23 protein-coding genes and 1 tRNA gene are annotated in these 21,837 nt (G+C 68.6%); 12 read left to right on the forward strand and 12 right to left on the reverse strand.

The features are described 5' to 3' along the window. Window positions 1–50: 50 nt before the first annotated feature. Window positions 51–710, reverse strand: coding sequence for a hypothetical protein (locus AJAP_RS28225; RefSeq protein ID WP_038516893.1), 660 nt, complete (start codon window positions 708–710; stop codon window positions 51–53). Window positions 711–914: 204 nt separating this feature from the next. Here AJAP_RS28225 and AJAP_RS28230 point away from each other — a divergent pair, with 204 nt between their 5' ends. Genes AJAP_RS28230 through AJAP_RS28245 form a run of 4 tightly spaced genes read left to right on the forward strand, consistent with a single transcriptional unit; the run spans window position 915 to window position 5,240 of the window. Further along, on the forward strand, window positions 915–1,310 hold the full coding sequence (locus AJAP_RS28230) for a hotdog fold domain-containing protein (protein ID WP_038516894.1): 396 nt from the start codon (window positions 915–917) through the stop codon (window positions 1,308–1,310). After that, a complete protein-coding gene (locus AJAP_RS28235) occupies window positions 1,307–2,827 on the forward strand; it encodes a flavin-containing monooxygenase (protein ID WP_038516896.1) in 1,521 nt (506 codons plus the stop codon). Before AJAP_RS28230 ends, AJAP_RS28235 begins: the two co-directional genes overlap by 4 nt. Next, window positions 2,824–3,879: an alpha/beta hydrolase gene (locus tag AJAP_RS28240; RefSeq protein WP_038516897.1), complete on the forward strand. Its 1,056-nt coding sequence runs from the start codon at window positions 2,824–2,826 to the stop codon at window positions 3,877–3,879. The genes AJAP_RS28235 and AJAP_RS28240 overlap by 4 nt, the downstream gene beginning before the upstream one ends. After that, complete coding sequence (locus AJAP_RS28245) at window positions 3,876–5,240, forward strand: flavin monoamine oxidase family protein (protein ID WP_038516899.1); 1,365 nt, start codon at window positions 3,876–3,878, stop codon at window positions 5,238–5,240. Before AJAP_RS28240 ends, AJAP_RS28245 begins: the two co-directional genes overlap by 4 nt. A 909-nt stretch (window positions 5,241–6,149) precedes the next feature. Here AJAP_RS28245 and AJAP_RS28250 read toward each other — a convergent pair. Further along, window positions 6,150–6,223, reverse strand: a tRNA-Ile gene (locus AJAP_RS28250). A 222-nt stretch (window positions 6,224–6,445) separates the two neighbouring features. Here AJAP_RS28250 and AJAP_RS44410 point away from each other — a divergent pair. Continuing rightward, on the forward strand, window positions 6,446–6,592 hold the full coding sequence (locus AJAP_RS44410; RefSeq protein ID WP_167551719.1) for a hypothetical protein: 147 nt from the start codon (window positions 6,446–6,448) through the stop codon (window positions 6,590–6,592). A gap of 25 nt (window positions 6,593–6,617) precedes the next feature. On the opposite strand, the gene AJAP_RS28255 is transcribed toward AJAP_RS44410, so the two are convergent. From AJAP_RS28255 to AJAP_RS28290, 8 genes are all read right to left on the reverse strand, one after another. Beyond that, window positions 6,618–7,055 (reverse strand): hypothetical protein, encoded by a 438-nt coding sequence (locus AJAP_RS28255; RefSeq protein WP_038516901.1) that lies wholly within the window; start codon window positions 7,053–7,055, stop codon window positions 6,618–6,620. A gap of 57 nt (window positions 7,056–7,112) precedes the next feature. Then, complete coding sequence (locus tag AJAP_RS28260; RefSeq protein WP_038524023.1) at window positions 7,113–7,844, reverse strand: polyphosphate polymerase domain-containing protein; 732 nt, start codon at window positions 7,842–7,844, stop codon at window positions 7,113–7,115. A 29-nt stretch (window positions 7,845–7,873) separates the two neighbouring features. Beyond that, the gene (locus AJAP_RS28265) at window positions 7,874–8,458 is read right to left on the reverse strand and encodes a DUF4956 domain-containing protein (protein WP_038516902.1); all 585 of its coding nucleotides are present in this window, start codon (window positions 8,456–8,458) and stop codon (window positions 7,874–7,876) included. Between the two features lie 60 nt (window positions 8,459–8,518). After that, window positions 8,519–9,181 (reverse strand): response regulator transcription factor, encoded by a 663-nt coding sequence (locus AJAP_RS28270; protein ID WP_037342964.1) that lies wholly within the window; start codon window positions 9,179–9,181, stop codon window positions 8,519–8,521. Then, window positions 9,178–10,569 (reverse strand): sensor histidine kinase, encoded by a 1,392-nt coding sequence (locus tag AJAP_RS28275; RefSeq protein ID WP_038516905.1) that lies wholly within the window; start codon window positions 10,567–10,569, stop codon window positions 9,178–9,180. The genes AJAP_RS28270 and AJAP_RS28275 overlap by 4 nt, the downstream gene beginning before the upstream one ends. A gap of 9 nt (window positions 10,570–10,578) precedes the next feature. After that, window positions 10,579–10,848, reverse strand: coding sequence for a hypothetical protein (locus AJAP_RS28280; protein ID WP_038516907.1), 270 nt, complete (start codon window positions 10,846–10,848; stop codon window positions 10,579–10,581). 56 nt (window positions 10,849–10,904) lie between these two features. Then, window positions 10,905–12,053, reverse strand: a complete 1,149-nt coding sequence (locus AJAP_RS28285) for a N(5)-(carboxyethyl)ornithine synthase (RefSeq protein WP_038516908.1) — start codon at window positions 12,051–12,053, stop codon at window positions 10,905–10,907. 71 nt (window positions 12,054–12,124) lie between these two features. After that, a complete protein-coding gene (locus AJAP_RS28290; protein ID WP_038516910.1) occupies window positions 12,125–12,943 on the reverse strand; it encodes an NAD(P)H-binding protein in 819 nt (272 codons plus the stop codon). Between the two features lie 303 nt (window positions 12,944–13,246). Here AJAP_RS28290 and AJAP_RS28295 point away from each other — a divergent pair, with 303 nt between their 5' ends. The 6 genes from AJAP_RS28295 (at window position 13,247) to AJAP_RS28320 (ending at window position 17,601) form a co-directional block, all read left to right on the forward strand. Next, window positions 13,247–14,392 carry a CaiB/BaiF CoA transferase family protein gene (locus AJAP_RS28295; RefSeq protein ID WP_038516912.1) on the forward strand — a complete coding sequence of 382 codons (1,146 nt, stop codon included), beginning with the start codon at window positions 13,247–13,249 and terminating at the stop codon, window positions 14,390–14,392. A 58-nt stretch (window positions 14,393–14,450) separates the two neighbouring features. Then, on the forward strand, window positions 14,451–15,614 hold the full coding sequence (locus AJAP_RS28300) for an FAD-dependent monooxygenase (RefSeq protein WP_038516914.1): 1,164 nt from the start codon (window positions 14,451–14,453) through the stop codon (window positions 15,612–15,614). A gap of 155 nt (window positions 15,615–15,769) precedes the next feature. Then, a complete protein-coding gene (locus AJAP_RS28305; protein WP_038524026.1) occupies window positions 15,770–16,351 on the forward strand; it encodes an RNA polymerase sigma factor in 582 nt (193 codons plus the stop codon). Then, a complete protein-coding gene (locus tag AJAP_RS28310) occupies window positions 16,342–16,908 on the forward strand; it encodes a hypothetical protein (RefSeq protein WP_038516915.1) in 567 nt (188 codons plus the stop codon). Before AJAP_RS28305 ends, AJAP_RS28310 begins: the two co-directional genes overlap by 10 nt. After that, window positions 16,898–17,299, forward strand: a complete 402-nt coding sequence (locus AJAP_RS28315) for an Asp23/Gls24 family envelope stress response protein (RefSeq protein ID WP_038516917.1) — start codon at window positions 16,898–16,900, stop codon at window positions 17,297–17,299. The genes AJAP_RS28310 and AJAP_RS28315 overlap by 11 nt, the downstream gene beginning before the upstream one ends. Continuing rightward, complete coding sequence (locus AJAP_RS28320) at window positions 17,296–17,601, forward strand: hypothetical protein (RefSeq protein ID WP_038516919.1); 306 nt, start codon at window positions 17,296–17,298, stop codon at window positions 17,599–17,601. Before AJAP_RS28315 ends, AJAP_RS28320 begins: the two co-directional genes overlap by 4 nt. 60 nt (window positions 17,602–17,661) lie before the next feature. On the opposite strand, the gene AJAP_RS28325 is transcribed toward AJAP_RS28320, so the two are convergent. Continuing rightward, entirely contained in the window at window positions 17,662–18,339 is a 678-nt protein-coding gene (locus AJAP_RS28325; protein ID WP_037342949.1) for a fasciclin domain-containing protein, read from the reverse strand. Between the two features lie 88 nt (window positions 18,340–18,427). Beyond that, the gene (locus AJAP_RS28330; RefSeq protein WP_038516921.1) at window positions 18,428–19,984 is read right to left on the reverse strand and encodes a molybdopterin-dependent oxidoreductase; all 1,557 of its coding nucleotides are present in this window, start codon (window positions 19,982–19,984) and stop codon (window positions 18,428–18,430) included. 400 nt (window positions 19,985–20,384) lie between these two features. Between AJAP_RS28330 and argG the strand changes: the two genes are divergently transcribed. Next, window positions 20,385–21,833, forward strand: coding sequence for an argininosuccinate synthase (gene argG / locus AJAP_RS28335; protein ID WP_038516923.1), 1,449 nt, complete (start codon window positions 20,385–20,387; stop codon window positions 21,831–21,833). Window positions 21,834–21,837: the final 4 nt, after the last annotated feature.

Below are 21,837 nucleotides of genomic sequence, written 5' to 3' on the forward strand. Positions count from 1 at the left end.
CGAGAAAGCTTCCGTCGTGATTCGTCGCCTCGAGGCGAACAGCGCGTGGATCAGACATCGAAACGAACCCTCCAGGAAGCGGCCGTCATGACCGACATCTGCGACAACGTGCCCTTGACCCGCAGACCGGCTCCCAAGGACGCGACAAAATCGTCCGCGCCGCTGAAGACACCGGCGAGAACGTCGGGCGGTCCCGCCATCAGGTACTCGGTCGCCCCGTCGCCGAAGCGGTGCCGTTCCGGACCGCCGGGACCGTCGGCATCGACGATCAGAACCTCGGGAATTCCCGGTATTCCCCTTGTCACCGCCCAGAAATTCCGGGCGGCCTCGCGCCAGTGCGGTAGCGGCGGCGTCAACGCGCGCAAGATGCCGGTGGCCAGGACGACATCACCGGCGGGCTCCCGCGCGGAAGCGAAGCGCGCCCGCAGGTCGACCACGACCGTCGCGTCCGGCTCGGCCACGACTCCACCGGTCACCGTGATCGTCTTGCGGCCGAAGGAAATCGTCGCGGCCTGCGGTGTGTCGTGGGAGCGGATCGCCACGGTACCGGCGGATCGGCCAAGGACCTCCGGCGCGTAACCGATCCGCGCCGAGTCACGCAAGGTGCGTCCGATCAGCCGGACGACCGGACTCGCGTCGTCTTCGATCGTGATGGAGAAAGTCGAGCCCTCCCTCACGGGCGCCTCGGGGAACGTCATGATCTCGGCCATCGCGGGCCCTTTCGATCTTGGCGAGTGTCGCGTCATAGTTAGTCAAATGACTCGATCAATTGACGAAGATAATGGGCGCCTGGTCGCGCGTTGTCAACAGCCCCTTTCGGGCGAGCACCTGAACCGCCCCTTGACGAGAGATGAAAGTTGTCTCACACTCGGCCAACTGACTTAATCGGATGACCTACTCGGTCAGGAGCTCTCATGAAAGTCATCCATCGGCGCTACGTCGCCTACTCCGAGGCCCACTACGCCGGCAACCTCGTCGACGGGGCGTTCGGCCTGGCGCTGTTCGGCGACGCCGGAACGCATCTCGCGATCGTCACGGACGGCCACGAGAGCCTCTTCGCGGGTTACTCGTCCGTGGAATTCCTGGCGCCGGTGCGTGGCGGCGACGTCATCGAGGTCGAGGCCCGGCTCGCGGCGAAAGGCAACCGGAGCCGGACGGTCGACTTCGAGCTGCGCGTCATCGCCAGGGCCATCGACCGCACGGGCCGAGCGGAGGTCCTCGCCGAGCCCATCATCGCCACCCGGGCTCGCGGGACCGGCGTCGTCCCTGCCCTCCCGCAGGACCAAAACCCAGAAGGAAGTGCAGCATGAAGGACACAGGCGCAATGGAGTCCGCCGACATCGTCGTCATCGGCGCCGGCATCTCCGGGATCGGCGCGGCCCGGCATCTGATGGCCGACTTCCCCGACAAGAAGGTCATCCTGCTGGAATCCCGCGACTCGATCGGCGGCACCTGGGACCTGTTCCGCTATCCGGGCGTCCGGTCCGATTCCGATCTGCACACCTACGCCTACGAGTTCAAACCGTGGCGGCACCGGAGCGCGATCGCCGAAGCGCCATTGATCCGCGAATACCTCGGCGAGACGGTGAGCGAGTTCGGCCTGGACGAGGTCCTCCGGCTCCGGCACCGGGTGACCTCCGCCGACTGGTCCACCGACGAGGCGCGGTGGACGCTACAGGTGACCGTGACCGACGAGGCCGGCACCGAACACACGAAGACCATCAAGGCCCGCTTCGTCTTCAGCGCCACCGGTTACTACCGCTACGAATCCGGGTACACGCCCCACTTCGAGGGTCGCGACGATTTCCGGGGAGACATCCTGCATCCCCAGCAGTGGCCCGAAGACTACGACCACAGCGGCAAACGCGTGGTGATCATCGGTAGCGGCGCGACGGCGGTGACGATGCTCCCGGCCATGCTGATGGGGGACGGCGCCGCGGCACACGTGACGATGCTCCAGCGCACCCCCAGCTACATCGCCTCCCAGCCGAGGGTCGACGGCATCGCCCTGAGGCTCACCAAGCTGCTCGGGGCCAAGCTCGGCTACGCGGCCACGCGCCGCAAGAACATCTGGATCGACTTCCTGCTCGTCAGCACCCTGCGCAAGTTCCCCGACTTCGGGCGGAAGGCGCTGCGCAAGTGGACGCTCAAGGAGCTTCCGGCGGACGTCGACGTGGACACCCATTTCAATCCGCCGTACGCGCCGTGGGACGAGCGCCTCTGTGTCACGCCGGACGGCGAGTTCTTCAAGGCACTCCGCGACGGCGACGCCGAGGTGGTCACCGACCGGATCGACCGCTTCACCGAGGACGGCATCCTCCTGCAGTCGGGCAAGACGTTGAAGGCCGATCTCATCGTCACCGCGACCGGCCTCGTCATGCAGATGCTGGGCGGCATCCAGCCCACAGTGGACGGTCGTCCGGTGAAGATGTCCGACGCCGTCCTCTATCGCGGCGCCCTCATCTCCGGGATGCCGAACTGGGCCATGATGCTCGGCTACACGAAAGCGTCGTGGACCCTTCGGCTGGGCAACGTGTGCCGCCTGGTCGGCGACGTGCTCCGCCGCATGGACACGAACGGCTACGACATCGCGGTCCCGGTGGTGCCGGAAGGACTCGCCACCACGGATCTCCTCGACCTCACCGCGGGCTACATGCAGCGGGCGAAGCCCGAACTCCCCCGGCAGGGCACCGAATTGCCGTGGCGGATGCACACGACGTTCGTGAAGGACAACCGGCTGTTCAAGGGACGGCTGGTCGACCGGAACATCCGTTTCTCCGTCCGGACACCCGCCGCCGACCTCACGAGCGCGGCGGCTGACTCATGACCGCGGAGAACCTTACGCTGGGCCAGCGCCTTCAGCGAGCCTTCGTCATCGCCCTGAGCCGTACCCCGGCCCCGCTCCTCAGGCCGCTGGTCCGCCCGCCGGTCAACAGCGCAGGCGATCGGATGGCCGCCGACGTCGCCTTCCTGATGAGACTCACGGAAGCCGGTGACGACTACAGCGACCTGCCGGTGACGGCCGCCCGGGAGGTGACCGAACGCGACGCCGCCTTGTTCGCCGACCGGATCGACCCTTGCGCGGTCGAGCAGGAGGTCGATCTCGGCGAGGGGTTGCAGGCGACCCGCTACAGCACCTGCACCCCTTCCCGGGGTTTGATCCTTTTCTTCCACGGCGGCGGTTTCGCACTGGGGAGCCGCGCCGGTTACGCCGCCCCGGCGCGGATGCTCGCACGGGGAACGGGCACCGACGTCCTGTCCGTCGAGTACCGGCTCGCACCCGAGCACTCGTTCCCGGCGGCGCACGACGACGCGCTCGCCGCGTGGCGGTACGCCACCGAGCACGCGGCCGACTGGGGTATCGACCCGCACCGGATCGTCGTCGCCGGTGAAAGCGCCGGAGGGAACATCGCCGCCGTGCTCTGCCAGCGGCTTCGTGGCGAAGCCGTCCAGCCGATGATGCAGGTGCTCATCCAGCCGGTCACCGACATCTCGGAACGGCGTCCCTCTCAGCACGAGTTCGCCGGGTCCCCCGCGTTGTCGGCCAAACAGATCGCGTGGTTCATGGGGCACTACCTCCCCGATGGGACCGACCATCTCGACCCGCGGGTCTCCCCTCTACTGGCAAGCGATCTGACAGGGCTTCCCCGCGCCATCGTGACGGTCGCCGGTTTCGATCCGCTCCGCGACGACGGACTCGCTTACGCGGCCGCGCTGACGGCGAGCGACGTTCCCACCGAGGTGATCCACGAGCGCGAGCTCGTGCACGGCTACATCTCCTTCACGGCAGTCAGCCGGAGCAGCAGGACCGCCACGAGACGCCTGGTGCGAGCCATCGCCACGGCACTGACATCGACACCGGAATGGAGCAGCACATGACCGAGTCCCTTCACGAGCACGCAACGGAAGTCGTCGTGGTCGGCGCCGGAATGGCGGGATTGATGGCGGCGACCACCCTGTCCGATCGAGACGTCGTCGTACTCGAAGCCTCCGGCCGGGCCGGCGGCCGCGTGGAGTCAGTTCGCCGCGGCGACTACTGGATCAACCTCGGAACCCAGTTCACCGAAGGCACCGGAACACTGATCGAAGCCCTCGAACGCCATCAGGTCAGCATGGGTACGTTGGCCGGCAAGACGGTCGCCCTCTCGCTCCACGGAAAACAGGTCGACACCTCGAATCCGTTCGGCTTGATGTTCCGCTCCCGGATGACCTTTATGGACAGGATCGGGCTGGCAGCCGTCGGCGCCCGCATCCTCGCGGCGACACCGTTCCTTCAGATGAACCCCGAGAACCGCCTGGCGAAACGGGTCCGCGCGAAGCTCGACACGCTCTCCGCATCATACGTACTGCGAGGAATCGGCTCCGAGGTCGCGCGGGACATGGTCCGGTCCTGGTCCGGGCAATGGATGGGATGCGAACCCGAGGAGACCGCCGCGACCCAGTTCGTCATGTCGATGGGCATCCTCCTGACCGACCCGGCGAAGGTTCCCAACCTTTCCTTGCCGGAAGGGGGAAATCAGACCCTCACCGACATCCTGGCGGCCGACCTCGGCGATCGCCTGCGGCTGAACTCGCCGGTGACGTCGGTCGAGCGGACCGAGGACGGCGTCGTCGTGGACTACGAGGACGAGAACGGGCCGGTGCGGATTCGTGCCCGCCGTGCGATCGTCACCGTTCCCGGCGACGTGGCCGTGAAGATCCTGCCGAGCCTCCCGGCCGGGTACCGCACAGCGTTCGACGACATTCGCTACGGCCGGTACGTGGTGGTGGGCTTCTTCACCCGCGAAGAGGGCCCTCAGCGGTGGGACGACTACATCGCCGTGTCGACGCCCCAGCTCTCGTTCCAGGCGATGTTCAACCACGCTGCGGCGTTGCGCGGTCCTGGCCCGCGGAAGCCGGGCGGCGCGCTGGCCTGCTTCGCGGGCGGTGCCGTGGCCGACAGCCTGTTCGAGCTCACCGACGAGGAGATCGTCAGCCGGTTCACCGCGGACCTTCTCTCGCTTTACCCCGAGCTCGAAGGCAAACTCGACGAGGGAATCGTCCGGCGTCACCACCGGGTCGTGCCGTTCTGGGCACCCGGCGGACGTGCCTCGCTGCCGACGCTGCGCCGCAATCTCGGCCCCGTCCACCTGGCCGGCGACTACCAGCTCGACATGCCCTCACTCGCCGACGCCGCCGCATCGGGTGAACGGGCCGCGAAGCAGGTCCTGGCGAGCCTGCCCCGCGGACGGTTCAGCTGATGAAGCCCACCGAAGAAGCCGAGCACAACAGCAAGACCGCGACCAGACCAGCCGCCTAGCCACCTCTACACCGGATCTCGGTTGTCACAGTGAATCGTGCTGACCCGCCTGCCTCCCAACCATTTCGCTCATGGAAGTCCAGTGGGTACCACTCTCGCTTCGGACCTGATATGTGCAGGCATGCGGGGGGACTGTAAAACGCTTGGCTCTGGCGCACTTTCGGTGGTGGTGCAGTGGATCCCTGGCCGGATGGACTGCCACCGCTACCACCAACAGACCGGCTCTCACACCAATTTTTCTGGAGCAGATCTGGAGCAGAACGCCGCCTGCAACAGCGCCCAACAACGATGATCCGCGCTGAACGGAGCACAACTACGCCAGCCGACCAGCGGGTTCTCTATAACCGCAGGTCAGCGCCTTGATCGAACCTGACTGGCAGTGAGGGGGTCACGAGTGCTGTTCTTGCAGGTCAGGTGCTGTCGCTGACATCGCGCTAAAAGCATCCAAGACGGCACGCACAAAGTACTGATCGACGTCTATCACTATTGGTTGCACATAGTCGGTAGACACTGCCAAAGGATCGGCGCGGTCAGTGTCGCCCCACTAAAACCGTGTACGTCACTGGCCTCCTGCTCGAGAACACGGATCACACCCAGCCGACTGCGACCACACCCAGCTTGTCCAGCTGTGGAAGCAAAGAACTCCGGACCTGCTGAAGTCCCCACCGCAACGGCTGTGGCGAGGAGGCAAAAGTTGCTACGCCACCAACCGGCTCCGCGGAGCACTTCGCCTGCTATTGGCACACCGGAGCAAACGGAGACATAACGGAGCCCAGTCGAAATTTACGCCGAGGCGAAATTGACATCGAAGGGCCAACATTCCTGCAGGTCAGCAGCGATGTTGATGTTGTGGGCCGGGTCGGGCTCGAACCGACGGCCAAGGGATTATGAGTCCCCTGCTCTAACCAACTGAGCTACCGGCCCCAACGGTGCCCTGGCACCTCCGCGGGAGCCGTCCCCGCCCGAACAGCGGGTTTGCGAACGCACAGAAGTCCCAGTTCGCTCCAAGCTATCACAGCGTTCACCTGCCCCGATCGCCTAGGCCGATCAGCTGGTTTCCGGCGCCGGGCAAAGCCGGCTCGTCTAGGTTTCAGGGACCAGCGCCGGGCGGCTCGCCGTCCGGGCCCATCGGGCAGGGAGGCGCTCGTGGCGAATCCGGTCGCCATCGGGCTCGGTGTCGTGGTCGTCATCGGCATCGTGTTGTCACTGAGGGCGAGCATCCGGGTACTGCGGCGAGCCGGTCTCCGGATCGACGCGATCCTGTCCGACGAGCTGGACGACCGGCCCCGGTAGTCGATTACCGGTCCATTTTGGACGGTCAACGGCCTGGCGACTCAGGTGTTGTAGGTGTGGTCGCCGACGGGAACAACCGCGAACTGGTCGGTTGAACGATCGGTGCGCCATAGGCCGCATAGCTGAACCAGATCGCCCCGCCCACCTTCGGCGTGGTCTGGTCGAACATCGCCCGCACCTTGAACGTGGTCGCCGTGTACGAACCCTGCACCGTGTTCAGCGTGTACGCGTTGAACTGTCCCGGCGTGTTCGCCGAGACGACCACCACCGCCGGGACCGCGCCCAGCGCGTGCTGCACGGTGCACATCCCGGCGCCGTCGGTCACGCACGACGTCTCCGCGGCCTGCACGCTCGGCGCCGGCGACGGGCCGACGGCGCCGGACGTGCCGGCGAACACCGTGCCCCCGGCCGCGGCGACGGCCAGCCCCGCCACGGCGAGCGCGGCCTTCTCCCTGGTCCTCATGTTCGTCCTCCCTCACTCGGAACCCGAAGGCAAGGGTCGGCGGCCGCGTCGCGATCGTTACGCCACCCCGAGCCGCCGCAGCGCCGGTCGCCATCGGTTCCCGCCGGTCGCCAGCCCCAGCGCCACGAGGCCCGCGCAGTACTTGCTGACCGACTGCTCGCGGATCCGCAGTTTCGCCAGCGCTTCGGTGACGCTGTTGCGCTCGGAAGCCGACTTCACCTCCAACAGCACCAGGTCGTCCCCCGCCGCCAGGCTCCGCGGGCCGGAGCGCCAGACCAGCGACGTGTCGCAGGTGATCCGCGTGTCGGCGGTGACGAGGGTGGTCCGCCGGTAGTCGGTGACCAGCGCCGGGAGCAGCGGCCGGGGCGCGGGGCGGCCGTAGGCGGCGGTGAGGGCGTCGTCCAGGAACGTCAGCGCGGGCGTGGTCAGGCCATGCGCCGCCTCGGCCGGATGCGGACGGCGGACCTTGACCGTTTCGTCGCGCCGTCCGCTGACCTTGAGCTCGCAGTAGGTGTCGGCCGAGTCGGTGTAGGTCCGCGTGCGGATCTTGAACCGGCGACGGCGATCCTGCCGGTGCGCGCGGAAGATCGCCAGATCCGGTGTGTCGAAATAGGTCGACGAGTAGCCGAACACCCGTTGCCCGCCGATTTCCAGGCAGCGGAGCGACAGCACGTCGGTGACGGCCAGGAAGTCGTTGAGCGACAGGACGTACTTGCGGTCCGTCCGGCTCATCAGCCCGCTCGTGGCGACGACTTCGGCCAGCGACAGCGAAGGAAGCCTCTTTGCCACCGCGGCGACGGTGGCCGTCCCGCGCGCGTTCACCGGTGCCCCGCCGGAGCGCCGTGGACGACGGCTGCGGTGTCCGGCCGGAACCGGACGTCGACGACGGTGACCTCGCGGACATAGTCCACTTCGGACACACTGTGCCGTACGACCGTTCCGCCGAGCCGCGCCCGCAGCTCCATCAACATCGTCTGCTCGTCGGGATACACGGTGTCGAGCACGACCGTCCGCCGCTGCGGGCCGCGGGTGCGCGACGGGTGGTCGGCGACGTACATGACGGCCAGCAACAGCACGTTGAAGACGGCGACGATCCGCCAGTCCGCGGACGGCAGCCCGTTCACCAGGCCGAGTACCAGCGCGACGAAGTAGTACGCGACCTCCTGCTGGCTGATCGAATCGGACCGCAGCCGGATGATCGACAGTACCCCGAAAAGGCCGAGCCCGAGCGCGCTCGCGGTCGACACGGACAGCAGCACGGCGACCGAGACGCAGACGCCGACGTTCAGCGCGAGATAGGCGCAGGCGAGGTCACCACGATGATGGCGACGGGCGTAGATACCGTAGGCGAGGATCACGGCGGCGACGAGGTCGACGGCGAGATGAAGCAGTGTCGTGGTCATGGAAACCACTGTGCCGCCAGAGAAAAAGACCGTCGTGAGAGCGCGATGAGAACCGTCTCATCAGGACTCACCGAGACGGTAGCCCATCCCCCGCACGGTTTCGATCCGCTCGGCGCCGATCTTCCCGCGCAGGTAACGGATGTAGACGTCCACCACGTTCGAGCCCGGATCGAAATCGAAACCCCAGACCCCGCCGAGCAGTTGCTCGCGGGACAGCACCTGGCCGCGGTTGCGCAGCAACGTCTCCAGAAGCGCGAACTCGCGGGCGGTGAGATCCTTCTCCTCCCCCGCCACCGAAACCCGCCGTGTGCGCAGGTCGAGGGCGAGGTCCCCGGCCCGCAGCACCGCCGGCTCGGCTTCGGGATTTCCCCTTAGCCGCAACCGGATCCGCGCCAGTAATTCCTCGAAGGCGAAGGGTTTCGCCAGGTAGTCGTCGGCGCCGCCGGACAGCCCGGCGACCCGGTCGACGACACTGTCCCGCGCGGTCAGGATGATCACCGGCACCGTCCGGCCCGCCGCGCGCAGGGCCCGCAGCAGATCCGAGCCGTCGAGGTCCGGGAGACCGAGGTCGAGGACGACGAGGTCGTGCGCGCCGGTCAGCGCCTCGGTCAGCCCTTCGGAGCCGGTCTTGACCCAGCGGGTGGCGAAACCCTGCGCCCGCAGGCCTTTCTCGACGAAGGCACCGATCCTGGCGGAATCCTCCACCACGAGCACACTGGTCACCGGTCCGCACCTTCCGCGACGGGGATCTCCATGGTGAACGTCGCTCCTTCGCCGGGCACGGTGTCGAGCAGAACCCGGCCGCCGTGCGCTTCGGCGATCGCGGCGACGATCGCCAGGCCGAGCCCGGCTCCGTCGTCACCGCTGGAGTTGCTGCCGCGTTTGAACCGGTCGAAGATCCGGCTCCTCGAATCCGGCGGGACACCCTCGCCGGTGTCACGGACCCAGAGCCGCGCCGTCGTCGCCGTCACCTCGGAGCCGAGGGCGATCTCCTCGCCGGGCGAAGTGTGCCGGACGGCGTTCGAGACCAGCTGCAGCAGGGCCTGCGCGAGCCGTTGCCCGTCCGCGCGGACCTTCACCTCGGCCACCGCGTCGAGCCGCCAGACGCGGTCGGCCAGCGGACGGGATTTGGCCAGGGTCTCGACGGTGAGATCGGCGAGGTCGGTCTCACCGGGTGCGAGGAAGCCGGGGTTGCCGGATTTGGCGAGCACCAGCAGATCGTCCACGATCCGTTGCATCCGCCCGAGTTCGTCGAGGACCAACCGCCGCGTCTCCGCGTTCTCCTCGGGATCTTCGCCCATCAGCTCGATATGGCCGCGGACGATCGTGATCGGTGTGCGCAGTTCGTGCCCGGCGTCGTCGATGAAGTCGCGCTGCCCGGCGAAGGCGCTTTCGAGCCGGTCCAGCATCGTGTTGAAGGTGCGGCCGAGCGCGGCGACGTCATCCGAGCCCCGGACCTCGATCCGGCGGGAAAGGTCGGTTTCGCCGATCTGCTCGGCGGCCAGGCGCACCTCGCGAACCGGCGCAAGGATGCGGCCGGCGACCAGCCAGCCGATCAGCCCGGCCAGTACCAGCGCGGCGCCCGACATCGCGGCCATCACGCCGACGACGTCGTTGATCTCACCCGCGGCGTGGTCGACGAACTCGACGATCACCAGCGCGCCACGGCCCGGCGAGCCTTCGATGGTCACCGGGACGACGCCGTAGCGCGCGGACCCGACGGCGGTGGTGACCGTGCCGTACGCCGGGCTCGTGGCCCTGGAGAGTTCGGCGACGAATTTCGGGTCCGTGTCGAGGCGGACCGGCGGCTCGATCGCGCTCCGCCTCGACGCGGCACCGTCGCTGATCGAGAAGAACGTCTCGTACTTCTCGGGCAGGTTCCGTTCCAGGTGGCGGCCGAGGACCGCCTCGACGGTGGCGGGCTGCCCGGCCGGACGGGCATCCGGCGACGCCAGGAAGGCGCGGAGTTTGCCGGTCTCGTGCGCGATCTCGTTGTCGAGGCGCTGGTCCAGCTGGTTGTGCAGAACGGTCCGGGTCGCCAGCAGCGAACCGGCGAGCGCGAGCAGCACGACCAGCAGGACCCACGCGAGGATCCGGGCGCGGGCGCTCATCGGCCCCGCTCAGTCGTCGAGGTCGAAGTCGAAATGGTCGTCACCGTCATGGTCTTCACCATCATCGACGTCGTCGTCGTGCCCGGCCAGCCGGGGCGGGACGACGGCGGGCGGGGCGCCCGATTCCCCCGCTCCGGAGACCGCGCGGCCCGCAGGGGCCACCACGGCAGGACCGAGATCGGGCGGCGAGACCGCGGTGGCCGCGATGACGGCGAACGTGCCGGTGGCCGCCACCACGACGGCGGCGACCCCGGCCAGGACGATGATTCGGACTCGCATACCCCCAGGTTGCCCGGACCGGGTGAGCCGCCGATGAGGGCTCGATGAGAACTTTCTCATCCGTGCGTGTGCGGATACTCCGATGCCCGATGCTGGAAGGCCAGGATGTCCGGATTCCGGATCGTGCCCTCGCTGATCTCGATCGCCCGGTCGAGCGTCGGATCGGCGGCCCACGCGGATCGCCCCGCCAGCACCTGCTTCAGATGCGGCAGGAGGGCACCGCTGATCTCCCAGGTCGCCGAGTCCCAGAGGTAGGACGGGCTGTGGTCGACGGCGTAGTAGGTGAGACCGCCGACCTGGAAGGTCGGTTCCGTGAACGTCGTCGGCTTGGCCCAGCTGAACCCCATGGCCTCGTCGCACGAAACGTCGACGATCAGGCTGCCGTGCCGGAACGCGGCGAGGTCTTCCTCGTCGAGGAACGTCAACGGCGCCTTCGTGTCCTGCAGTACGCAGTTGACGACGATGTCGTGCCCGGCGAGGAAATCCGCCAGCGGCACGCGGCCGTCCTCGGTGATCGCGTGACTGCGGCGGAGGTCCGCCGGACCCTTCAGATCGTGGTCGAGATGCACGATGTTCGCCGAGTGGATCGGCGAACCCACCGCGGTGACGCCGCGATGCGTGAGGACGTTCACGTCGTGGATCCCGTGCGCGTTCAACGCCGTCACCGAACCGCGTGCCGTCGCGCCGAAGCCGATCACGACCGCGCGGAGACGGCGGCCGTAGTCGCCCGTCGAACCGATCAGCTGCAGCGCGTGCAGTACCGAGCAATAGCCCGCCAGCTCGTTGTTCTTGTGGAACACGTGCAGATTGAAGGAACCGTCACGGCGCCAGTGGTTCATCGCTTCGAAGGCGATGAGCGTCAGCTTCCGGTCGATGGCCAGCTGGGTGAGCTTGTCGTCCTGGACGCAGTGCGGCCAGCCCCACAGGATCTGCCCCGGCCGCAGGTCGGCCAGGTCACCGGCCAGCGGTTTGGCCAGGAGGATGACGTCACAGTCCGCGATGAGCCGCTCGCGGGTGCGAAGGCCGGCGACGAGTGGCGCGAGTTCCTCGTCCGGGATGCCGAAGCGGTCGCCGTAGCCTTCTTCGAGGTAGATGCTTCGCCGGAGCTCCGGTTCGATCCGTTCGAGGTGGCGCGGATGGATCGGAAGCCGCCGCTCGTTTTCTTTGCGCGAGCGGGAAATGACGCCGAGAGTGAGCTGGTCCACGTGGGGCCCCTTAATTAGACCTCAGTCTAAGCACAGGGGGTGGCGACAGCACCGTCTAGGTGCGCCGAGTGTCATTTGAACGCCGCCACGTTCCGCGCCGCCCATTCGGCGAACGTGCGTCCCGGCCGGCCGAGGACCTTTTCGACGTCGGGGCTGACCCGCAGTTCGTCCTCCGTGGGCGCGCCGAGGATCGAGAGCGTGGCCTCCACGACCACCGGCGGCATGAACTCCGACATCGCGGCGCGGGCCTCGTCCTTGCTCAGCTCGGTGAATCGCAGCGGCTCGCCCAGCGCCTCGCCGAGGTCGGCCGCCTGCCGACGGGGCGAGATCGGCTCGGGTCCGGTGAGCACGTAGGTCCGGCCGTGGTGGCCGGGTTCGCGCAGCACGGCCGCCGCGACGTCGGCGATGTCCGCCGGATCGATGACGGGCAAGGCGATGTCGCCGAACGGAGCGGCGACCACTCGGTCGGCCCGGATCGCCGGCGCCCATTGGAAGGCGTTCGACGCGAAACCGCCGGGCCGCAGCACCGTCCATTCAGGACTCGACGCTTTGACCGCCTCTTCGAACGCGGGTGCGTGCCGCCCGGACCCGACACCTTGGGAAGACAGGAGCACGATCCCCGCTCCCCCGGCCGCCGCGACGATTTCCGCGACGTCACCACCCGCCGCCATGAATTCCCCTGAGGTCAAAAGGAAAATCCGATCCGCGCCGTCGAAGACCTGCTTCAATCCGTCGGACCTGGCGAGGTCGGCCTGCACGGTCCGCACCCCGTCGGGCACGTCCGCCGCCGAGATCCGGCGCGACACCGCCGTCACCTCTTCTCCCGCCGCGGCAAGGGTTTCCACCAGCAGCCGTCCCACGTTCCCGGTCGCTCCGGTCACCACGATCATGGTCTCTCCTCGAATCACGTTGCGTTGACGCGACCGAAGCTACCTTCCTGGAGATAGTAGGTACCTAGAGGAAAGTATTGGGTTCGTGAGCGCGATCACAACTTCGAGGACGGCAGCGGCCGCTAAGTGGTTGCCGCCGGGAGTCCTTCGGGGCATTCGGCGGATCCAGCTTTCTGCTGGGCGTGCGGTCGGAAGGTCCTCGTACCGGTGTTGTACTCGGGCCTTTCGACCGTGCGTCCAGCAGGAAGCTGGGCCGTCGAGGCGTCGGAGGACTTCCGGCGGTGACCGCTTAGGGTCGTGGCCATGTCCGAAACCGCACTCGGCCCGCTTCGCGTCCTCGATTTCTCGCGGGTGCTCGCCGGCCCGTTCGCCACCATGCTGCTGGCCGACCTCGGCGCGACGGTGATCAAGGTCGAGCGGCCGGGCACCGGTGACGACACCCGCAGCTGGGGCCCGCCCTACGACGCGGCCGGGCAGGCGACGTACTTCCAGTCGGTGAACCGGAACAAGACGAGTGTGGCGCTGGACCTCGCGAATCCGGACGACCTCGCCCACGCCCGCGCGCTCGCGCTGGAGGCCGACGTCGTGGTCGAGAACTTCCGGCCGGGTGTGATGCAGCGGCTCGGCCTCGGGCCGGAGGTGCTGCTGGCGGCGAACCCCGGTCTCGTCCTCTGCTCCGTCACGGGTTTCGGCTCGGGCGGTGGCGCCGCGCTGCCCGGTTACGACCTGCTCATCCAGGCCGTCGGCGGGCTGATGAGCATCACCGGCGACCCGGCGGGTGAACCGCAGAAGGTCGGCGTCGCGCTCGTCGACGTGCTGGCCGGGCTGTTCGCGAGCGTCGGCATCCTCGCCGCCCTGCGCCACCGCGACCGCACCGGGCAGGGACAGCGCGTCGAGATCGACCTGCTGTCCAGCCTGCTCGCCGCCCTGGTCAACCAGGGCAGCGCCTACACCTCCGGCGGGACGGTCCCGGCGCGGATGGGCAACCGGCATCCCAGCATCGCCCCGTACGAACTCGTCCCCTGCGCCGATCACGAACTCGCGCTCGCCGTCGGCAACGACCGGCAGTTCGCGGCGCTGTGCGAGGTCATCGGCCTGCCGGAACTCGCGGAAGACAGCCGGTTCGTGACCAATCCGGCACGGGTCGCGCACCGGACCGGGCTCCGCGCGCTGCTCGAAGACCATTTCGGCAAGCGTCCCGCGGCCGAGTGGGCGGCGGAGCTGAGCGCGGCAGGCGTTCCCGCCGGGGAAGTCAACGACGTCGCGGGCGCGTTCGCGCTGGCCGAACGGCTCGGCCTGAACCCGACGGTCGATCTCCCGCGGCCCGACGGCACCTCCGTGCGGCTGACCCGCAACCCGATCGGGCTGTCGGCGACACCACCGCGCTACGAGACGGCGCCGCCGGACGCCCCTGGGCAACTCACCCTTCCCCTGCCCGGCTGGAGCTGACGAGGAGCGGTCAGCGGACTGTCAGTGCTTCGTCAACGCCGGCCGTGAAGCTCCTGCCATGACGAACAAGACAGTCCTCATCTCCGGCGCCAGCATCGCCGGTCCCGCGCTCGCCTTCTGGCTCTCCCGCCAGGGTTACGCGGTCACCGTCGTCGAACGGTCGCCGGAACTCCGCGGCGGCGGTCAGGCGGTCGATTTCAAGGGCGCCACCCACCGCGCCGTACTCGAGCGGATGGGCATCCTCGACGAGATCCGGCGGCAGCAGACCGGCGGGCTCGACCAGACCATCGTCGACGCCGAGGGGCGGCCGCTCGCCGTCCTGCCCGGTGAGTTCACCGGCGGCGACGTCGAGATCCGGCGCGGCGATCTGGCCCGGATCCTGTACGACCGGACCTCGTCCGACTGCGAGTACGTCTTCGGCGACTCGATCACTTCGCTGACCGAGACCCCCGACGGCGTCGACGTCACCTTCGAGCGCGAAGCCCCGAGGCGGTTCGACCTCGTCTTCGGTGCCGACGGCATTCACTCGACCGTGCGACGGCTGGCGTTCGGCCCGGAAGCCGGCTACGTGCAGCACCTCGGCCACTACTACGCCCTGGTCGAGACCGGCGAAACCGACGGCGGCCCGGCCGTGATGTACAACGAGCCCGGCCGCATGGCCGCCACCGGCGGGCCCAAGGCGACCGCGTTCTTCGTGTTCGCCTCCCCGGAAATCGGCTACGACCGCTACGACACCGGCCGGCAGAAGGAGATCCTGGCCGCCGCGTTCGAGGGTGGCGGCTGGCGGCTGCCCGAGCTGATGGAGATGGTGCAGCGCTCGGACGACGTCTACCTGGACTCGATCGCCCGGGTGACGATGGACGGCTACTCCACCGGACGCGTCGCGCTGCTCGGCGACGCGGCGTACGGCAACACGCTGGGCGGCTTCGGCACGGGGCTCGCCGTCGTGGCCGCGTACGTCATCGCGGGCGAACTCGCCGCGGCGGACGGCGACCACGAACTCGCCTTCCGCCGGTACGACGAGAAGTTCCTCGGCTACGCCAAGATCGCCCGCAACGCCAACGCCGGGCCGTTCCTCGCACCGCCGACCACCCTGCGGATCAAGCTGCGCGACCAGATGTTCAAGCGCCGGTTCCTGCTGCGCGGGATGCTGTGGGTGACCGACAGGTTCGCCACCGACATCACCCTCGACGAGTACCCCGCGCTCGCCCGGCAGGGCTGACCACCCGGCTTCGGCGTGCGCGATCCGCCGAGCCGTGGTCGGCTGGATCGGGTTTCCCGCGTGACGTTTCCGGGGAAGCGGTGTCTTAAGGGTGACCACCTGCCCGGGTGGGGTGAAGGGAGCTTCGGCATGACGGCGCTGCACAGGTGCGCTCGATGACGACTTCAGCGAGAACAGAGCCGCTCGCGGCCGGCGAAACGGTGCTGGACGACGCGACGCTGGTGGCGCGCGCCCGCGACGGTGAGATCCGCGCGTACGAGCAGCTCGTCCTGCGGTTCCAGGGGCCGATGTACCGGCTGGCGCTGCGGATGCTGGGGAACAAGGGCGACGCCGAAGACGTCGTCCAGGAGGTGTTCCTCGTCGCCTGGCGGCGGCTCGACCAGTTGCAGGAGGACGCGGCGTTCGTCGGCTGGCTCTACCGGATGACGACCAACCGGTGCCTGAACGTGATCCGCGCCAGGAAGCCGGTGGCCGACGTCGAACTGGACCAGCAGGAGTCCACCGGTTCGGCGGGCCGTCCGGACCGCGCGGCCGAGACGAGCGCGCAGATGACGGCGCTCACCGGGGCGCTGGACCAGCTGACCGCCGAGCAACGGGCCTGCTGGCTGTTGCGCGAGGTCCACGGTCGCTCCTACGAGGAGATCGCGAAGGCGATCGGGGCGACCACCACCGCGGTGCGCGGACGCATCGCGCGAGCACGAGCACAGTTGGCGGAGGTGATGGCGCCATGGCGATGAACCACGCGACCCGCGACTACCTGCTGCCGTGCGGCCGTGATGTGGAACAGGTCTGGGAACGGCTCGACGAGGTCGGCGCCGGCCGGGCGGACACGCACGAACTCGACTGCCCGCACTGCCGGGCCACCCGCGAAAGCCTTCTGGTGCTGCGCGGGCTGACCAGGGAACTGGCCGACGACGACACCGAGCCGTCGCCGGACCTCACCGGCCGCATCATGTCCGCGATCCGCGCCGAGGTGCGGCGTCGCGATCTGGTGCCGCTGGCGAGCCCGGAGCCGGGCGAGGTCCAGGTGAGCGATCAGGCGGTCGCGGCCGTGCTGCGGTTCGCCGCGGACTCCGTCGACGGCGTCCGCGCGCGGCGCTGCCGGGTCCTGCCCGCACCCGACATCACCGACCCGCTGGCCGTGAACGTGGAGCTGAACCTGGCGATCGCGCATGATTTCGACGGTGACTCGCTGGACGTCGTCCGCGAGCGGGTCACCGCGGCGGCGGGTGCCAGGGTCGGCGTCCGCCTGGCCCGGCTCGATCTGGTGGTGGAGGACCTCTATGACGCGTGAGCAGGCACCGGCCCGGCACCTGGTCGAGACGGTGATCGCCCCGCCGGTGATCGCGGCGGTCGCCGCGCACGCCGCGGCCCGGGTCCCCGGCGTGGTACGCCTGGAACCCGGGCTGCGCGGGCTGGCCGGTTCGCTGACCAGGATCGCGCGGCAGCGGATCAAGGGCCTCGAACCGGCGCCCACGGAAGGGGTCCGCGCGTTCGTCGAGCACGACCCGCCGGACGTGCGGGTGGAGATCGACCTTTCGCTCTCCGGCCTGGACCAGGCCGCCGCGACCGCACAGGCGGTGCAGCGGGCCGTGGGCAAGGCGGTCACCGAGGCGACCGGGCTCACCCCGTCCGCCGTCTCGGTGTCCATTTTGGACATCGAAATCCGTGGAGGACTGTTGTGACCGCACGTTCCGAACTGACCGCTTCGCTGCTCAGCGCTCTCCGCGACATACCGGGACTGCGCGCGGCCACGCCGTCGACCACGGCCGCCGCGTCGGCGGTGCCGTGGGATCTCGACGTGATGGCCGTCGACATCTCCGAGGGCGTCGTCGAGATCCGCGTGGTCGCGCTGGAGGTGCCGATTCCGCCGCTCACGGAGGTCGCCGGGGCCGCGTTGCGTGCCGTGCTGACCGGAACCCCTTGGGAGAACGCGAGTCTGCGGCTCGTGGTGACCGATGTGGACGCCGCCGCGCTCGTTCCCTGACACGAAGATCGCGGTGGCCGCGCCCGAAGGCGTGGCCACCGCGATCGCCGGGGCGGGGACCTAGTTCTTGTTGGTACCCGGGGTCAGCACCTTGTCGATGACGAAGACGGTGGCGTTCTTGGTGGGGATGTTGCCGCACAGGATCTTCGCGCCGTTGACGGTCATGTTCTCGCCGGAGCCCTCGATCTTGACCGGGCCGCCCGCAGTGTTCAGGCTCTCCACGGACTTGGCGGACTCCAGGCCCTTGGCGTCGTAACGCTTGCCGACGACGTGGTACTGCAGGATCGGCGCCAGCTGGTCCGGCTTGCCGGCCAGCTCGGTGAACTTGGCCTCACCCAAGGCTTCGAAGGCCGGGTCCGCCGGGGCGAACACGGTGATGGCCTGCTGGCTGTTGAGCGTGTCCACCAGGTTGGTGGCCTTCACCGCGGCGACCAGCTTGGTCAGCAGCGGATTGGTCGAGGCGGCACTGGCGACCGGCTGCGGACCCATCGAGTCCAGCGAACCCGGCGCACTGCCCTGCGGCAGCTGCGAACAGGCCGGGCCGAACACGTCGGCGTTGGTGGTGACCCCGTCACCGGAAGCGGCACTGGACATCGGGGCCGACATCGACGAGGACGGGGCGGGCGCGGGGGCGCTGCTGGAGCTGCCGGACGAAGCGCTGTCGTTGCTGCTGCAGGCGGCCAGGGCCAGCGCGGTGACCGCGGTGAAACCGATTCCTGCGACGCGAAGCTTGCTCACGGAAAATCACTCCATTTGTTTTTCGGACTCTTACCGGGTATTCGGAACCACGGCGAAATCGGATTGCCACCCATTCGAGTGACGCCGATCACCGCGCAGTGAAACTGATGACGTGCCAGCCGGTCGCCCCGTCCGGAACGGTTCCGGCGCGCGCGTCGGTCTGGGTGTAGCCGGATTTGTCGACGGCCCGGACGGTGACCTGATGGCTGCCGGCCGGAACGTCGAGTTCGGTCCACCACATCCGCCAGGTGTTCAGCCCCACCTCACGGGAAAGCGTTGCGGGCAGCCAGCTTCCGTTCGCGCCGAGCCGGACTTCGACCCGCTCGATCCCGGTGTGCTGCGCCCATGCGACACCCGAGACCCGGACCTTGCCGGCGGGCACCGTTTCGAATCCTTTCGGACTGTCGATCCTGGACTGCGTTTTGATCGGGGCCTGTTCACCCCAGCCGCGATCGAGCCAGTACGCGCGGCGCGCTTTCCACGTGGTGATCTCCAGGTCCTTGACCCATTTCGTCGCCGAAACATAGCCATAGAGACCGGGGATGACCATTCGTGCGGGAAAACCGTGTTCCACCGGCAGCGGTTCCCCGTTCATCCCGATCGCGAGCATCGCGCCCCGCTCCGGATCGAGCGCGGCGACCACCGGGCTGCCCGCGGTCCAGCCGTCGACACTGGTGGAGAAGATCTGCTCGGCACCGGGCAGGATCCCGGCCTCCCGCAACAAGTCCCCGAGGTCCACGCCGATGAAGTTCGCGGTGGACACGTACGTCCCGCCGACCTCGTTGGACACGCAGGTCATGGTGATCGTGCGTTCGATCAGCGGCCGGTCGCGGATGTCGTCGTAGCTGAACCGTTTTTCCTCACGCACCATGCCGTGCAGCCGGAGGCTCCAGTCCTCGGCCCGGACCTGCGGCACCGACAGTGCCGTGTCGACGCGGTAGAAGTCGCGGTTCGAGGTGAGGAACGTCGGTGTGCCGAGTTTCGCGAAGTCCGCGTCGGCCGGGATGGGCGGCGCCGGCTCGGCGGGAACGAGCCGCCCGACGGCCGTCCGCGAGGACTCCGCGTCTCGCGTACCTGCGAGAAGCTGCCCTCCGGCTCCCGCCGCTCCTGCGGCCACGACGGCACCGGCTCCGGCCAGCAACACCGACCTGCGCGAGGGTGTCGCGCCCGCGACTTCGTCCCGAGGACCGGCCGAGGCCAGGCGATGCAACCAGAAGAAGACGCCGACCCCGGCGATCAGGCTGGCCAGCGGCGCGAGCAGCGCGACCGCCGAGAGGTCGGGCCGCAGCGCCACCGCGAGCCCGCCCAGCAGGCCGAAGGCGGCGATCAGCACGATGCCCGGAACGGGTGACCGGCGCGAGGCGATCCCGGCCACGGCGGCGGCGAGCACCATCACCACGGCCATCCCACCGAGCAGCACGAGCTTGTCGTAGACGCCGAACGTGCGGACCGCGAAATCCTTCAGCCCGACCGGCGTCAGATCGATCGCCCCGTTGCCGACCGCGAGGTACGGCGAGGCGTTGGCGCTGATGAACCCGGCCACCAGATGGCCGGCCGCCAAGGCCGCGGCGAGGGCCACGACCCCGATCAGCGCCGCCCCGAAGAAGGGAAGGCGTGGTTGCCGAGCGGCCCGCGAAGTCTCCATGCCAGGTATTCGAGGCGGCCGGGCCGGCGGACAGGTCGCGTGGGTCGCGAGTGGCGATTCGGGTTAGAACCAACCGTGTCCTGAGTACCTACTGGCGGTCTTGCGTGACTGGATGGACGACACACGTGATCCGACGGACGACACGCGTGTCTGGACGGACGACTCACGGCGAAAGCTTCGCCGCGAGCGTGTCGTCCATCTGCTCACGTGTGTCGTCCGTCGGATCACACGTGCCGTCCGCCCAATCACGCGAAGCCACCGTCTCGGTACAACCCGGCTCGTGAGTGGCGTTTCGGGTTAGAACCCGAATCGCCACTCACGACCCACGCGACCACCCACCCGAGTTGCGCCGCTCACCCCGGCTTGCATGGTCATACACACCTATGCATATACTTCCATCATGTCCAAGGTACTCACCTCTCTGCCTGTCGGCGAACGCGTCGGGATCGCCTTCTCCGGCGGCCTCGACACCTCGGTAGCGGTCGCGTGGATGCGCGAGAAGGGTGCAGTGCCGTGCACCTACACCGCTGACATCGGCCAATACGACGAACCCGACATCGCGTCGGTCCCTGGCCGGGCGAAGGCCTACGGCGCCGAGATCGCGCGCGCCGTCGACTGCAAGGCCGCGCTGGTCGAGGAAGGTCTCGCGGCGCTGTCCTGCGGCGCCTTCCACATCCGCAACGGCGGCCGCACCTACTTCAACACGACCCCGCTCGGCCGCGCGGTCACCGGCACCCTGCTGGTGCGCGCGATGCTCGAGGACGACGTCCAGATCTGGGGCGACGGCTCCACCTTCAAGGGCAACGACATCGAGCGGTTCTACCGCTACGGCCTGCTCGCGAACCCGTCCCTGCGGATCTACAAGCCGTGGCTGGACGCCGCGTTCGTCAGCGAGCTCGGCGGCCGCAAGGAGATGTCCGAGTGGCTGCAGGCCCACGGCCTGCCCTACCGGGACAGCACCGAGAAGGCCTACTCCACCGACGCGAACATCTGGGGCGCGACGCACGAGGCCAAGTCGCTGGAGCACCTCGACACCGGCATCGAGATCGTGAACCCGATCATGGGCGTCCGGTTCTGGGACCCCGAGGTCGAGATCGCGACCGAGGACGTCACGATCGGCTTCGAGCAGGGCCGCCCGGTGACGATCAACGGCAAGGAGTTCGCCACCGCCGTCGACCTGGTCCTGGAGGCCAACGCCATCGGCGGACGGCACGGGCTCGGCATGTCCGACCAGATCGAGAACCGGATCATCGAGGCCAAGAGCCGCGGTATCTACGAGGCGCCGGGCATGGCGCTGCTGCACGCGGCGTACGAGCGGCTCGTCAACGCGATCCACAACGAGGACACCCTCGCCAGCTACCACAACGAGGGCCGCCGCCTCGGCAGGCTGATGTACGAAGGCCGCTGGCTGGACCCGCAGGCGATGATGCTGCGCGAGTCGCTGCAGCGGTGGGTCGGCGCGGCCGTCACCGGCGAGGTCACCCTGCGGCTACGTCGCGGCGAGGACTACTCGATCCTCGACACCACCGGCCCGTTCTTCAGCTACCACCCGGACAAGCTGTCCATGGAGCGCACCGAAGACTCGGCGTTCGGCCCGGTGGACCGGATCGGCCAGCTCACCATGCGGAACCTCGACATCGCGGACTCGCGCGCCAAGCTCGAGCAGTACGCCGGGCTCGGCATGGTCGGCGGCGGGCACCCGACGCTGATCGGCGCCGCGCAGGCCGCGTCGACCGGCCTGATCGGGGCGATGGACGCGGGCGGCGCGCAGGCGATCGCCTCGCGCGGCAAGGCCTCGGGCGAGGACGAACTGCTCGACCACGCCGCGATCGAATCCGGTACGGACTGACCCG

The sequence above is a fragment of the Amycolatopsis japonica genome (assembly GCF_000732925.1).
GTDB classification, from domain to species: Bacteria; Actinomycetota; Actinomycetes; order Mycobacteriales; family Pseudonocardiaceae; genus Amycolatopsis; species Amycolatopsis japonica.